The sequence below is a fragment of the Streptomyces sp. NPDC050738 genome, from assembly GCF_040654175.1.
Classification (GTDB): domain Bacteria; phylum Actinomycetota; class Actinomycetes; order Streptomycetales; family Streptomycetaceae; genus Streptomyces.
Genome location: NZ_JBFAHN010000014.1, coordinates 75538 through 90100 on the forward strand (window position 1 = coordinate 75538; position 14563 = coordinate 90100).

At 70.4% G+C, this 14563-nt stretch carries 12 protein-coding genes; 7 read left to right on the top strand and 5 right to left on the bottom strand.

The window, feature by feature from the left end:
* The first annotated feature begins 183 nt into the window (after window positions 1-183).
* The 4 genes from AB0H78_RS29500 to ybaK all read left to right on the top strand — a co-directional run bounded on the left by AB0H78_RS29500 (window position 184) and on the right by ybaK (window position 4133).
* Window positions 184-1707, top strand: coding sequence for an oxidoreductase (locus tag AB0H78_RS29500; RefSeq protein ID WP_363237807.1), 1524 nt, complete (start codon window positions 184-186; stop codon window positions 1705-1707).
* Between the two features lie 145 nt (window positions 1708-1852).
* Window positions 1853-2881: a hypothetical protein gene (locus AB0H78_RS29505; RefSeq protein ID WP_363237690.1), complete on the top strand. Its 1029-nt coding sequence runs from the start codon at window positions 1853-1855 to the stop codon at window positions 2879-2881.
* Between the two features lie 5 nt (window positions 2882-2886).
* The gene (locus AB0H78_RS29510) at window positions 2887-3627 is read left to right on the top strand and encodes an LON peptidase substrate-binding domain-containing protein (protein ID WP_363237691.1); all 741 of its coding nucleotides are present in this window, start codon (window positions 2887-2889) and stop codon (window positions 3625-3627) included.
* A gap of 8 nt (window positions 3628-3635) precedes the next feature.
* Window positions 3636-4133, top strand: coding sequence for a Cys-tRNA(Pro) deacylase (ybaK, locus tag AB0H78_RS29515; RefSeq protein ID WP_363237692.1), 498 nt, complete (start codon window positions 3636-3638; stop codon window positions 4131-4133).
* 276 nt (window positions 4134-4409) lie between these two features.
* Here ybaK and AB0H78_RS29520 read toward each other — a convergent pair whose 3' ends face one another.
* The 4 genes from AB0H78_RS29520 to AB0H78_RS29535 form a co-directional block, all read right to left on the bottom strand.
* Window positions 4410-5093 (bottom strand): hypothetical protein, encoded by a 684-nt coding sequence (locus AB0H78_RS29520; protein WP_363237693.1) that lies wholly within the window; start codon window positions 5091-5093, stop codon window positions 4410-4412.
* A gap of 34 nt (window positions 5094-5127) precedes the next feature.
* Window positions 5128-5925 (bottom strand): ABC transporter permease, encoded by a 798-nt coding sequence (locus AB0H78_RS29525; protein ID WP_363237808.1) that lies wholly within the window; start codon window positions 5923-5925, stop codon window positions 5128-5130.
* 23 nt (window positions 5926-5948) lie between these two features.
* Window positions 5949-6914, bottom strand: a complete 966-nt coding sequence (locus tag AB0H78_RS29530) for an ABC transporter ATP-binding protein (RefSeq protein WP_363237809.1) — start codon at window positions 6912-6914, stop codon at window positions 5949-5951.
* Between the two features lie 86 nt (window positions 6915-7000).
* Entirely contained in the window at window positions 7001-8245 is a 1245-nt protein-coding gene (locus tag AB0H78_RS29535; RefSeq protein ID WP_363237694.1) for an NYN domain-containing protein, read from the bottom strand.
* A gap of 250 nt (window positions 8246-8495) precedes the next feature.
* Here AB0H78_RS29535 and AB0H78_RS29540 point away from each other — a divergent pair, with 250 nt between their 5' ends.
* On the top strand, window positions 8496-8678 hold the full coding sequence (locus AB0H78_RS29540; protein WP_363237695.1) for a hypothetical protein: 183 nt from the start codon (window positions 8496-8498) through the stop codon (window positions 8676-8678).
* Between the two features lie 102 nt (window positions 8679-8780).
* Here the strand turns inward: AB0H78_RS29540 and dnaE are convergent, their stop codons facing one another.
* Window positions 8781-12317, bottom strand: a complete 3537-nt coding sequence (gene dnaE / locus AB0H78_RS29545) for a DNA polymerase III subunit alpha (RefSeq protein WP_363237696.1) — start codon at window positions 12315-12317, stop codon at window positions 8781-8783.
* 146 nt (window positions 12318-12463) lie between these two features.
* Here dnaE and AB0H78_RS29550 point away from each other — a divergent pair, with 146 nt between their 5' ends.
* Window positions 12464-13789: a DUF2252 domain-containing protein gene (locus AB0H78_RS29550; protein ID WP_363237697.1), complete on the top strand. Its 1326-nt coding sequence runs from the start codon at window positions 12464-12466 to the stop codon at window positions 13787-13789.
* A 55-nt stretch (window positions 13790-13844) separates the two neighbouring features.
* A complete protein-coding gene (locus AB0H78_RS29555) occupies window positions 13845-14531 on the top strand; it encodes a hypothetical protein (protein ID WP_363237698.1) in 687 nt (228 codons plus the stop codon).
* The last annotated feature ends 32 nt before the right edge of the window (window positions 14532-14563 follow it).

Sequence of the window (14563 nt, forward strand, 5' to 3'; positions counted from 1 at the left end):
ACCAATTCTCTCAGACGGCCTCCGGCGCCCGTCGCCCGTATCAATGGCTGATACACACCGCGACCTCCTGTCGTGACCACTAGCGTTCGACCCATCACTCATGGGCAGGGAGGGGCGGCAGTGACGGAGGCGCAGCAGGACGACGGGGATGCGCCCGACTGGCTCACCGGATGCGAGCTGGGGATGTGGCAGGCCTTCCGCAACGGAAGCACCTACGACCTGCGCACCCTCAATCCGGCGCTCGACGATCCGATGTCCGCCCGCCCCTGGGGCCCCGAGCGCACGGTCCGCGCCCGGGTCGTGGCCCTGCTGCTGCTCAGCGGGCCGCCCGCGCTGGCGGGGCGGGTGGCGGCGCTGAAGCTCGACGGGGTGCAGATCAGCGGGACGCTCGATCTCTCCGGCGGCACGGTCACCCCGTACGTGGAACTGAACAACTGCCGCTTCGAGAACGAGGTGCTGCTGCCCGAGTGCCGCTTCACCACGATCCGCCTGGTCGCCTGCGCGATCCCCCGCCTCGAAGCGGCCCGGCTGACCACCGAGGGCGATCTGCATCTGCCGCGCTGCCGGGTGCCGGGCGGGATCCGGCTCACCGACGCCCATATCGGTACCGACCTGCTGATCAGCCAGCTCGTGGTGGGACCCGACCGCAAGGGCCGCTCGATCGCCGCCGACGGGCTTTTCGTCGCCCAGGACCTGCAGGCCGAGCAGCTCGAGTCGCACGGCGAGATCAGCCTGCGGGCGGCGAAGGTCGGGGTCTCCCTGACCCTGAACGGCAGCCGGCTGATCAACCCGGCCGGTCGCCGGGCGCTGAACGCCCCGCAGCTGACCGTCGAGCGGACCTTCTATCTGACGGCGTCTGCGGTGTTCGACGCGGGCACCTCCCCGTACGGAATGAACCAGACCCCCGCGCGCGGCACCCGCATCCAGCCACTGGTGTGCGAGGGCGGGATGCGGCTCGACGACGCGCGGTTCGGTGACGCGGTGGACTTCGAGGCAGCGCGGTTCGTGATGCGCGAGGGACAGGAGCTGTCGCTGCGCCGGATCCAGACGCCCGAGCTGCGCTTCCTCGGCGAGCATCCCGAGCAGGGCAAGGTGGTGCTTTCGGGCGCCAGAGTCGTCAACCTGGTCGATGTGGCGACGAGTTGGCCGGGACCCGGGGGCCTGGCGATGGGCGGCTTCAGTTACGAGAACCTCATCCCCGTCGGGCACTTCCCGCTCACCCGGCGTCTGGAGTGGGTCCTTGCCGCGACCCCGGAGTACGCCCCGGAACCGTACGAGCGCCTCGCGGCGGTCCTGCGCTCCAGCGGCGAGGACGCGGACGCCCGCGAGGTGCTCCTGGCCAAGCAGCGCAGACGGCGCGAGACGCTGCCGCTGGCCGCGAAGCTCTGGGGCTATCTGCAGGACTGGACGGTCGCCTACGGCTACCGGCCGGGCCGCGCCGCCCTGTGGATGGCGGTCCTGTGGGCGGCGGGCGCGCTGGCCTTCTCCCGCTACGACCCGGCGCCGATCCAGCCGGACCAGCACCCCCAGTGGAACGCGGCGCTCTACGCCCTCGACCTGCTGGTCCCGGTGATCAATCTCGGCCAGGACGGCTACTGGAAGCTGTACGGCGGCTGGCAGTGGGCGGCGGCGGCGCTGATCCTGCTGGGCTGGATCCTGGCGACGACGGTGGCGACGGGCGCGTCCCGGCTGCTGCGCCGGGGGTGACCGGAGCCCCAGCTCGCCCGCACCCGGAACCGGCACAGCCCTACCCGGTTCTTTGCCGGGCCTTGACCTGACTGCGTACAACCATCACGGCCTCTGCCAAAGCTTCACAGTGCCCTACTGGCGCCGCTCCCACCTGCGGTTTTCAATGGATCGCACCATGTCATTCGTACGTGCCCTGATGGGCACCAAGCGCATGCTGCGCCAGCAGCCACCGCTCGCCCCCGGCCTGCCCGCCGACGACGAGATGCTGCTCGACGCCCCGGACGAGCGGCTCGCCCCGGCGCTCGTCGCCGCTGCCCTGGGCGAGTACGAACCGGCCGCCAAGCTCCTCGCGACCACCCGTGACGCCGCCGAATGGGAGAACCGCGACCGGTACGTCCTGCGGCTCGCCGCCTTCGCGCACAGCCGCCACGAGTGGCTGGCCGACTGGCTCGGAGCCCTCCCCGAGGACCCGGACGCACTGGTGCTCAAGGCCGAACTCGCGGTCCGCAGGGCCTGGGAGTCGCCCGCGCGCGCCGAGCGGCTGCGCGAGATCGGCCCGCTGATCACGGCTGCCGCCGACGCCGATCCGCGCGACCCGGTGCCCTGGCGCATCGCGCTCGACCACGCCCGCGGCACGCACGCCACGCACACCGCTTTCGAGGACCTGTGGGAGCAGGCCGTACGGCGCTCCTCGCACCACTACGGCTGCCACGTCGCCGCCCTCCAGTACCTCTCCGCCCAGTGGTACGGCTCGCACAGCGAGTGCTTCGACTTCGCCGAGGAGGCCGCCCAGGACGCGCTGCCCGGTTCGCTGATCCAGGCTCTGCCCGTCCGCGCGGCCTTCGCGTACCTCCTCAACGGCGGCCGCCTGGCCGTCGCGACGGACCGGATCGACGCGGCGGCCGACCTCGCGATCGCGCTTTCGGCCGGGTACGAGGTCGGCGACGCCTGGCCGGCGGAGGTGCGCAATCTGCTCGCGTACGTCCTGATCCGGCGGGAGCGATGGGCCGATGCGCTCGAACAGTTCCGGCTGATCGGCCCCTATGCGACGTCCTTCCCCTGGGCCCAGCTGGGCGACGATCCGCTGCGCCGCGTCCTCGAACTGCGCGACACCGCGTGCATCCGGGCCGCCGCCTCGACGCCCCTGGGCCAGGCGGCCGGTCGCCGCCGCTCCGGCGGCCATTACGCTTGAGCGTTGTGACCACCGTTCGTCTCCCCCTCTTCCCGCTCAACTCGGTGCTGTTCCCGGGCCTCGTGCTGCCCCTGAACATCTTCGAGGAGCGTTATCGCGCCATGATGCGCGAGCTGCTCAAGACCGACGAGGAAGAGCCGCGCCGCTTCGCCGTGGTGGCCATCCGGGACGGTCTGGAGGTCGCCCCCACTGCCCCCGGCATGCCGGACCAGACCAACTTCCTGGAGCGCGGCCCTGCGGCCGGCTTCGGCACCGACCCCGCGAAGGCCTTCCACCCGGTGGGCTGCATCGCCGACGCGGCGACGATCAGGGAACGCGACGACGGCAGCTTCGAGGTGCTCGCCACGGGCACCACCCGGGTGAAGATCCTCTCGGTGGACGCGAGCGGTCCGTTCCTGACGGCCGAGATCGAGGAGCTGGAGGAGGACGCGGGCGACGGCGCCGGCGCGCTCGCCGAAGGCGTCCTGCGCGCCTTCCGCAGCTACCAGAAGCGGCTGGCCGGGGCGCGCGAGCGCTCCCTCACCACGGGCGCTGACCTGCCCGACGAGCCGTCGGTGGTCTCGTACCTGGTCGCGGCGGCCGTCGTACTGGACGTACCGGCGAAGCAGCGCCTGCTCCAGGCTCCCGACACGGCGAGCAGGCTCCGTGAGGAACTGAAACTGCTGCGCGCGGAAACCGCGGTGATCCGCCACCTCCCGTCGCTGCCCGCCACGGAACTGACGCGGCACCCGACGAACCCCAACTGAGGCCCCCCATGGCGAAGAAGCCGAAGAAGCAGTCCGGCGGAACTCCGGCGACGGTGGCCCTCACCGCGTCCGGCACGCCGTACACCCTGCACGCGTACGAGCACGACCCGTCGGCCCCCTCCTACGGCGAGGAGGCCGCCGAGGCGCTGGGCGTCACCCCCGACCGGGTCTTCAAGACGCTGCTCGCGGACGTCGACGGCGAGCTGACGGTGGCGATGGTCCCGGTGTCGGGCTCCCTGGACCTCAAGGCCCTGGCCACGGCGGTCGGCGGCAAGCGCGCGACGATGGCGGACCCGGCGGCGGCGGAACGCTCCACGGGCTACGTCCTGGGCGGCATCTCACCCCTGGGCCAGCGCAAGAAGCTCCGCACCGTACTGGACGCCTCGGCCTCGGCGCACACCACGATCTGCATCTCGGCGGGCCGCCGCGGCCTTGAGGTGGAGCTGTCCCCCGGCGACCTGACCACGCTGACGGCTGCGGTCCTGGCGCCGATCGGGCGCGCGTAGGGTCTCGACGCGACGGCCGTCCTCGATTACGACGGAGGCATGTCGAAGAAAACGCGCAAACGGAAGTGGCGGGTCAAGAAGAGCCGCTCGAACCACGGCCGCCGCCCGGCGTAGAGCCAGTGCCACGAGATCCGGCCCGCACCCGCACGTGCGAGCCGGTATCCGCACAATCAAGCCCGTCCGGCGATTGAGGACGAGCGGCCGGAGGCCGCGATCGGGGGCCCGGGGGTTCACCCCCGGTTTCGGGAAGGGGCGGGGTGGGGGATCAAGCCCGCCCTAAGCCCCCGCGTCCCGCTCCCCCAGAGGAGGCAAAGGCTCCTCATAGGGCCCCACCGCCCCCGGCGTCGCATACGACGCCCAAGGCTCCGGATCCCGAGGCCCGAACAACGCGGTCAACGCCAGATGCACGATCATCGCCGCCACAGGCCAAGCCAGCAGCGCCCCCTTGGCCGCAAGCTTCAGCGGCGCATCAAAGGTGACCCCCTTGCCCGCCTTCAACGCGGCGGCGACCACGTCATCGGAAGGCCCGAGCACCAGCCCCACCCGCCACGCGAGCACCGCACCGAGCAGCCCGCCCACCGCGAGCCCCAGCACCAGCGCGATCCCCCCGCGCCGCCGGAACAGAAACACGGCGACAGCGGTGACGACACCAAAACCCAGTGCCAGCAGCAGAAACGTCCCGTCGGCCCCGATCGCCTCTTCGCTCTCACTGTTCTTGAGGAAGACGGCCTTGCCGTCGGAGACCAGCGGAACCTTGGGCGCGAGCCAGGCCCACAGCACCCCGAGCAGCACACCCAGAACGGCGACCGCCACAGCCACGACCGCGGCCTGCCAGATCTCGGTCCCGACCCCGGGCCCCTCGTCCACCGCGGAGGCATCCTCATAGGGCCCTCCGGGCGGAGGGGTCTCCTGATGAGACGGCTGATGAGGCGGCTGAGGAGGCGTCAGTGGTGCGGTCACCCTGCCATCGTGCCAGGCGCGTCCGACCGCTGCCTCACCGGACCGCCGCCCGCCGGTACGCCCAGGTGGCGACCGCCAGCGAGAGCACACCCACCGCCCCGCACACCCCCAGGTCAAGGCCGATGACACCCCAGTCGGGACGGGCGTCGAAGCTCCTGGCGAGCGCCTCGACGCCGTACGTCGAAGGCAGCAGATCACGCGCGTACGCAATGGGCTGCGGAAGCCGCCCGGCCGGCAGCACCCCGAGCAGCAGCGCCGCCGACATCCCCAACTGCCCGAGCAGCGTGGCGATTTCCTGCCGGGGCGCAAGCAGCCCCAGTGCGGCGCCCAGCCCCGCGAGCGCGGCACCCGACAGCGGGATGACCGCGACCAGCACCCACAGATGCGCCATCGGCAGCTGGAAGAGGAGCGATCCGGTGACCGCGGTGAGGAGCGTCCCCGGCACGGTGAAGGAGGCGTACGCGCCCGCCGCGCCCAGGACCACCGAGGCGGGCGGCACGGGCAGGGTGGCGTAGTGGTCGAGCCCGCCGCCGGCCCGGAGCTGTCCGAAGTACTGCGCCAGCAGATTCAGCGCGACGAAAGCGACGACGAGCACGCTCGACCCGGCGACGACGGCCCGCGCCTCGCTCCCCCCGTCGACGACCCCGCGCATCAGGATCATGATCCCGACGGACTGGAAGGTCGCCACGAAGAGCAGCGGGATCCGGGAGACACGGGCCCGCGACAGCTGGGCCCGGTAGACCGCGGCGAGCGCGGGCAGCAGCCGGGCACGCGGTGCGAGCGGAGCCGCCCCGCTGTCCGTTCCCTCACCTTCGGTACGCACAGAGGTCACCGCCCCCGCCGATACGACGGCACTCACGCCTTCACCAGCCCTTTCGCAACTCCGCCGAGCGCCAGGTAGACGTCCTCCAGGCTCGGCGTGGACAGCGTGAAGTCGTCGAGCGCGGCGAAGGCCGCCCCGCCGGTGACGGCGGCCACGGCGGCGCGCGCCTCGTCGGGTGCGAGCCGCAGGACCCAGCGGCGCCCCGACTCGTCGGCGGAGGCTCGCAGCGCAGCCACCTCGGGCACCTCCAGCGGCGCCCGCTCCCGCCAGACGAGATCGACCCGCACCTCACCCGCGACCTGCGCCTTCAACCCGGCCGGGGTGTCGCAGGCGATGACCCGCCCGCGCTCAAGGACGGCGACCCGGTCGAGGACCGTCTCGGCCTCGATGACGTTGTGGGTGACCAGCAGCACGGTCGCCCCGTGCTCGGCCCGCCGCCGGTCGACGGCCGCCCAGACGGCGCGGCGCGCGACGGGGTCCATCCCGGTGGTGGGTTCGTCCAGGACCAGGAGCGGCCGCTCGCCGACGAGGACGGCGGCGAAGCAGGCGAGCCTGCGCTGACCGCCGGAGAGCTTCTTCAGGGGCCTGGAGGCGATCTCGCCGAGCCCCAGTTCTTCGATGACGGCATCCCGCTCGGCGCGCGCGTCCGCAAGGCTCAGCCCGCGCAGCCGCCCCGTGGTCTCGGCGGCGAGCGCCACGGTCAGCTCGTCGAGGGCGGTCGATTCCTGCCCGAGGTAGGCCAGCAGGCGGGAGGCGCGCTCCGGGTGCCGTACAAGATCATGTCCGAGGACGTCCACGCTGCCGGAATCGGGCCGCATCAGCCCGGTCAGCTGCCGTACGAGAGTCGACTTGCCCGCGCCGTTGGGCCCGAGCAGCCCGAAGATCTCGCCGCGGTGCACGTCCAGGGAGATTTCGTCGGTGGCCCGCACGGCCTCGGTGGCCGGGACCCCGCGCCGTCCGCGCGCGGCGGGGTACGTCTTCACCAGATCCCGCACCACGCATACGCTGCCCGTCCTCACGAGGTACGAGGGTACGGGGTTGGACGCCCCGGATTGCGCCCGGGGGCCCGGAGCGCCCCGGTTCGCTACTCCCCCGCAGGTGCGTGCTCCGCGGCCGCCCGCACGTCGATCTCGCGCCAGAACCCGGCCCTGATCGCATAGCGGTCGTGCTCGTCGATCTGGTCGTCCTTGTGCGCGAGGAGACCGAAGCGGGCCGCGTAGCGCAGCAGCTCGCCGTCGATGCGGTGCGGGATCCGCGGGTACATCGTCGACAGCTTCGGCACGTGGCTCTGCTCGGGCAGCCGCTCCATCCAGCGCCGGGCGAAGACCTGGCCGACCTCGAAGGGGTCGCCGCCGACCGTGGTGATGTCCTCCTCGCGGTCCGCCCAGCGCTGCTCGGCGCTGGTCAGCTGGGCCAGGGTCGGCAGGGACGCGGTCTCCGCGGGCTCGCCCAGGGGGCCGCCGGGCCGCTCGACCCAGCCCTTGTCGGAGGACCAGCGCAGTGTGGCGCTGGTGGGGTGCTGGGCGGGCTGGGTGCCCGGGCCGCGCAGGCCGGCCAGGTCCTTCGGCGTCGGTACGCCCTTGCCGCCCGCCGGGGCGTGGTCGGCGTCCTCCTGGCCCTCGGCGGTCGGCCCGGCGGGCGATCCGTTGCGTACGGCGGCCTGCGCGGCGCGCTCCGCCGATGCGGCCAGCGCTGATTCGGGCAGCGGCGCGGAGAGGATGGCGGCGATCTCGGGCCGGGGGGCGGGGGCGGGGGCACAGAGCCCGCTGAGGTCCTTGGCGCGTACGGCCTTGGTGATCCAGGCCCGGTCGAGGACCCGCCGCTCGTCGGCTTCCGCGACCAGGTCCTCGGACTGGTTGTAGTCGCCGTCGGCGGCCTGCACGGCCCACAGGTGCACGGCGACCCCGTGCTCCTTGGCGGACATCAGCCCGGGCAGCAGATCGCCGTCGCCGGTGACCAGGACGATGTCGGAGCAGGCGCGATTTCTGGCCAGTTCGGTCAGTTCGGCGTGCATCGCGGCGTCGACGCCCTTCTGCGCCCAGCGCCCGTCGCTGCGGGTCAGGGCTCCCAGCCGTACGGTCACGCGCGGCATGACGCGCAGCCGGCGGTGCTCGGGCTGCGGGACCCGGTCGGGGGCGCCGTCGAACCAGTAGATCCGCAGCAGCGGCTGCTGGGTGTCGTCCTCGGCGCGCTCGCGGAGGCCCTGGATGAGGGCCGCGTGATCAACGGTGATGCGTGAGCGGGCGGGCTCTCCGGCGAGGAGGCTCGCGGCCGCGCCCAGGAGATATCCGGCGTCCACCAGGACTACGCAACGGTCCACGTGATCCACCCACTTTCGGATACGACATCGGATACGACGGGGGAAGGGAAAGTGCAAGAGGTTTTCTTCGAGTCTGCCCGACTGCGCGGGCGTTAACGGCCGGAACTCGATCATCGGCGTGGCGTATCGGGAAGTTGCTCGGAAGTCGCACTGCGCCAGCCTCAATTACGCACGGTAATGATCCAAAATGCGGCGGTTTGCCCGGTGTGTGAGTCTGACGTTGGCCCTGGCCCCTAGTCCCCCTCAGGAGGCAATCCCCATGGCCAAGAACAAGAACCGCAAGCAGGGCGGCAACCAGTCGGACCGCGCATCCCAGTCGGAGCGCGGAGCCCAGGAAGTCGAGTCCAGCGCCTTCGAGTCCCAGGCGGAGCCGCAGGCTCAGGCGCAGGGCAGCCCCTCGGATGTCGCCCGTAAGCACCAGAAGCGCTTCGGTCACAACTGACGCTCGCAGTAACGGAATGACCGAGGGGCGCGTCCGGTACCGGACGCGCCCCTCGGCGTTCTGCGTGTTCTGCCGCGTGCTCTTCTTCGTGTTCCGCGCTTGCTAGCCGGCCAGACAGGACGGGCCGAGCAGCACCTTCAGATCACCGAAGAGCGACGGATCGGACGTGACCCGGTGCCGGTCGAGGCGGAGCACCGTGGTCTTGCGCGCCCCCTGGAGCTTGATCCGTACCTCCGAATTGCCCCGGTGGTTGGAGAGGATCTCGCCGAGCCTGCTGACCATGGGCGGGGTGACCCGCACCGTGGGGATGGTGATGACGACCGGCGCGTTCGTCCCGGCGTTGGACACGTCCGGGACCATCATCTCCATCGCGACCAGCCGCGGGATGTCCTCGCGCTTGTCCAGGCGTCCCTTGACGAACACCACGGTGTCCTCGACCAGTTGGGTCGAGACCAGCTGGTAGGACGCGGGGAAGAACATGCACTCGATGGAGCCCGCCAGGTCCTCCACGGTCGCGATCGCCCAGGCGTTGCCCTGCTTGGTCATCTTGCGCTGGAGGCCCGAGATGATGCCGCCGATCGTGACGACCGCGCCGTCCGAGTGCTCCCCGCCGGTCAGCTGGGAGATCGCCGCGTCGGACTTGTCCGAGAGGACGTGTTCCAGGCCGAAGAGCGGGTGGTCGGAGACGTACAGGCCGAGCATCTCCCGCTCCTGGGCGAGCAGATACGCCTTCTCCCACTCGATGTCGGAGAACTCCACGTCGAGCCCGAAGCCCGGCGCGCCCTTCTCCTCCTCACCGCCGCCGAAGAGGTCGAACTGCCCCTCCGCCTCCTTGCGCTTGACCGCCACCACGTTGTCGATCATCGGCTCGAAGTGCGCGGTGAGGCCCTTGCGGGTGTGCCCCATCTCGTCGAACGCACCGGCCTTGATGAGGGACTCCGTGGTGCGCTTGTTGCAGGCGACCGCCTCGACCTTGTCCAGGTAGTCGGGGAAGGAGGAGTACTTACCGCGCGCCTTGCGCGAGCGGATGATCGACTCGACGACGTTGGTCCCGACGTTGCGGACCGCGGAGAGGCCGAAGAGGATCACCTCGTCGCCCTGGGCGGCGAAGTTGGACATCGACTCGTTGACATTGGGCGGCAGCACCTTGATGCCCATGCGCCGGCACTCGTTGAGATAGACGGCCGACTTGTCCTTGTCGTCCTTGACCGAGGTGAGCAGGGCCGCCATGTACTCGGCCGGGTAGTTGGCCTTGAGGTAGGCGGTCCAGTACGTGACCAGGCCGTAGGCGGAGGAGTGCGCCTTGTTGAACGCGTACCCGGCGAACGGCACCAGCACGTCCCACAGCGCCTGGATCGCCTGGTCGCTGAAGCCGTTCTTCTTCGCGCCCGCCTGGAACAGGACGAAGTTCTTGGCCAGCTCCTCAGGCTTCTTCTTGCCCATCACGCGGCGCAGGATGTCGGCCTCGCCGAGCGAGTAGCCGGCGATGATCTGGGCGGCCTTCTGCACCTGCTCCTGGTACACGATCAGGCCGTACGTGATGCCGAGGACCTCCTCCAGGGGCTTCTCCAGCTCCGGGTGGATCGGCGTGATGTCCTGCGCCTTGTTCTTGCGCAGGGCGTAGTTCGTATGCGAGTTCATGCCCATCGGGCCCGGCCGGTACAGGGCCGAGACGGCGGAAATGTCCTCGAAGTTGTCAGGCTTCATCAGCCGCAGCAGGGACCGCATCGGGCCGCCGTCGAACTGGAAGACGCCCAGCGTGTCACCGCGGCAGAGCAGTTCGTACGTCTTGGGGTCGTCCAGCGGGAGCGAGAGCAGCTCCAGGTCGATGCCCTTGTTGGACTTCACCATCTTGACGGCGTCGTCCATGATCGTCAGGTTGCGCAGGCCCAGGAAGTCCATCTTCAGCAGGCCGAGCGACTCGCACTGGGGGTAGTCCCACTGCGTGATGGTGACGCCGTCGGTGTGCCGCACCCAGATCGGCGCGTGGTCGACGATCGGCTCGCTGGACATGATCACGCCGGCCGCGTGCACACCCATCTGACGGACCAGGCCCTCGACGCCCTTCGCGGTGTCGATGACCTTCTTCACGTCCGGCTCGTTCTCGTACATCGCCCGGATCTCGCCCGCCTCGCTGTAGCGCGGGTGCTTGGGGTCGGTGATGCCGGAGAGATCGATGCCCTTGCCCAGGACGTCGGCGGGCATGGCCTTGGTGAGGCGGTCGCCCATCGCGTACGGGTAGCCGAGGACGCGGGCGGAGTCCTTGATCGCGTTCTTGGCCTTGATCTTTCCGTACGTGCCGATCATGGCGACCTTGTCGGCGCCGTACTTCTCGGTGACGTAACGGATCACCTCGACGCGCCTGCGCTCGTCGAAGTCGATGTCGACATCGGGCATGGAGACGCGCTCGGGGTTGAGGAAGCGCTCGAAGATCAGCCCGTGCGTGATGGGGTCGAGGTCGGTGATGCCCATGGCGTACGCGACGATCGAACCGGCCGCGGAGCCACGTCCCGGGCCCACCGCGATGCCCTGGTTCTTGGCCCACATGATGAAGTCGGCGACCACCAGGAAGTACCCGGGGAAGCCCATCTCCAGGATGATCCCCATTTCGTACTCGACCTGCTTCTGCCGGTCTTCGGGGATGCCTCCCGGGTAGCGCCGCGCCATGCCGCGCATGGTCTCCTCGCGGAACCAGGTGACCTCGGTGTATCCGTCGGGGATCTCGAACTTCGGCATGAGGTTCTTCTCGACGAACATGCCGTCGGTGTCGACCTGCTGCGCGACCAGGAGGGTGTTGGCGCACCCTTCCTGCCAGGCGTCCGATGAGTCCACCGCGTACATCTCGTCCGTGGACTTGAGGTAGTAGCCGGTGCCGTCGAAGCGGAAGCGGTCGGGGTCCGAGAGGTTCTTGCCGGTCTGGATGCAGAGCAGGGCGTCGTGCGCGGTCGCCTCGTGGGCGTACGTGTAGTGCGAGTCGTTGGTGACCAGCGGCGGAATGCCGAGCTTCTTGCCGATCTCCAGGAGCCCGTCGCGGACCCGGCGCTCGATCTCGATGCCGTGGTCCATCAGCTCCAGGAAGTACTTGCCCTCGCCGAAGATGTCCTTGTAGTCGGAGGCCGCCTGCACCGCCTCGTCGAACTGGCCGAGCCGCAGGCGCGTCTGCACCTCGCCGGACGGGCAGCCGGTGGAGGCGATGAGCCCCTCCGACCACTTGGAGATCGTCTCCTTGTCCATGCGCGGCCACTTGGTCAGCCAGCCCTCGGCGTACGCGTCGGAGGACAGCTTGAAGAGGTTGTGCAGACCCGTCTTGTTGGACGCCCAGATCGTCTTGTGCGTATAACCACCCGAACCGGACACGTCGTCGCGCTTCTGGTGCGGCTGTCCCCAGCGGACGCGCTGCTTGTTGCGCCGCGACTCCGGAGCGACGTACGCCTCGATGCCGATGATCGGCGTGACGCCCGCCTTCTTCGCCGTATGGAAGAAGTCGTAGGCCCCGTGGAGGTTGCCGTGGTCGGACATGGCGATGTGCGACATGCCCATCTCATTGCAGGCGTTGAACATGTCCTTGAGCCGCGCGGCACCGTCCAGCATCGAGTACTGGGTGTGGACGTGAAGGTGCGTAAAGGGCGGCTTGGTCACGACGGGGGCCTCCAGCGAGAGTCGGGGGGACAGCGTGGAAGTCTACGTCGGCCGACTGACAACCGAGGGGCACTCAGGAGTACCTTCGGGCGTTGAACAGGACAGCACACCTGTCCCAATTGTCATGTACCAGGAGGCACCCAGCGATGTCGGTCCCGCAGCCCAGCGCCGAAGAGCGCGGCGAGCAGATACTTGCCGTGTTCGGCACCGCATTCGGCGAGCTGCTGGCAGCCGACCCGGCGGCTTTCCGGGTCAAGTTCCGCAAGATGGCGGCCTCCGCCTTCGCCTTCTACCGCGGCACCGCCTGCCTCTTCTACGAGGACCTGCGCGAGGGCAGGGACAAGGGCCCGTATCTCGACGAGCGCACCAGCCGGGTCTGGGTCCACGGTGATCTGCACGCCGAGAACTTCGGCACGTACATGGACGCCAACGGCCGGCTGATCTTCAACGTGAACGACTTCGACGAGGCATACGTCGGCCCCTTCACCTGGGACGTCCAGCGCTTCGCCGCCTCGCTCGCCCTGATCGGCCTCGCCAAGGCGCTCAGCGACGACCAGATATCCGCCCTGGTGCGGACCTACGCCCAGGCCTACCGCGAGCGCATCCACGCCCTGGCCAACGACGCCAAGGACGACGACCTTCCGCCCTTCACCCTGGACACCGCCGAGGGCCCGCTGCTCGACGCCCTGCGCTCGGCCCGCTCGCGCACCCGCTTCTCCCTGCTCGACTCGATGACCGAGATCCGTGACTTCGAGCGCAGGTTCGCGCCCGGCGGCGGCTCCATCGACCTGGACGCGGCGACCCGCTACAAGGTGCTGGCCGCGTTCGACGGCTATCTGGAGACGCTGCCCGAGGCGAGCCTGGTCCGCCCGGACTCCTACCGCGTCAAGGACGTCGTGGGCCGCCGGGGCATCGGGATCGGCTCGGCCGGACTGCCCTCGTACAACATCCTGCTCGAAGGGCACAGCGACGCCCTCGAGAACGACGTGATCATCTACATGAAGCAGGCGCAGACCCCGGCGGTCTCCCGGCACATCACCGACGGCCGGGTCCGCGAGTACTTCCAGCACGAGGGCCACCGCACGGTGATCTCGCAGCGCGCCCTGCAGGACGCGGCCGACCCGTGGCTGGGCTGGACGGAGCTGGACGGGGCCGGGCAGCTGGTCGCCGAGGTCTCTCCGTACGCGGTGGACCTGGACTGGTCGGACATCGACGACCCGGAGGAGATCGCGGCGGTCGTCGCCGACCTCGGCCGGGCGACGGCCACCATGCACGCGGCGGCCGACGACGAGAGCGGCCACTCCCTGGTGCCGTACTCCACGGAGCGGGCCATCGACGCGGCGATCGCCGCCGACGAGGACGGTTTCGCCGAGCTCCTGGTCGACTTCGCGCACGCCTACGGAGCGCGGGCGCGCGCCGACCACCAGATCTTCGTCGACTTGTTCCGCAATGGCCGGATTCCGGGCCTTTAGTCCCGAGACGCTTTAGGAATCCCTTACAGGAGGGCATGGCAAACTCCCTCTCACCATGGGCATATCCGGTACGCAGCTGAGGGCGGTCCGCGCAGCGCTTTTCACAGCGCTCGTCGTGACCCTCTCCGCCGCGTCCCATGTGCTCCTCTCCCGCGTCCCGCTGCCGCCGGTCACCGTCGCGGTGCTCGCCGCCGCGGTCTTCGCCGTGGCGTACGCACTGGCCGGCCGGGAGCGCGGTTTCGCCGCGATAGCGGGTGTCCTCATCCCGCTGGAGCTGACCGCGGACACCGTCTTCACCGCCGGACAGCACCTCTGTTACGGACCGGCGGGCGGTCCCGTCGCCGGAGCCCTGCGCTCGGTCGGCGTCGATGTGTTCTGCGGCGGCGCCGGCGTCGGCACCCCGCTCGCGGCGGTGGCGGGCCCGGGCCCGCGGGCCACGGATCTGCTCAACTCCCCCGATCCCGCGCTGCCCTGGCTGCTGCTCGCCGCCCATGTGGTGATCGGCCTGCTGGCCGCCGCCTGGCTGCGCCGCGGCGAGTCCGCGCTGGCCTCGCTGCTGCGCGCCTTCGCCGCCTTCGCGTTCCGGCCGCTGCTCATCGCGGCCACCGTGCTGGGCGCAACCCACCACACCGCACCGCGGGCGGCCCGCCCCTCGTACCGGCCGCGCACCGCACTGGCCCGGCTGCTCGTGCACTCCGTGGGGCGGCGGGGACCTCCGCGCCCGGCGCTCTCCTTCGCCTGAGCCCGGCACCGTCCCCCGAACCACGTCACCAC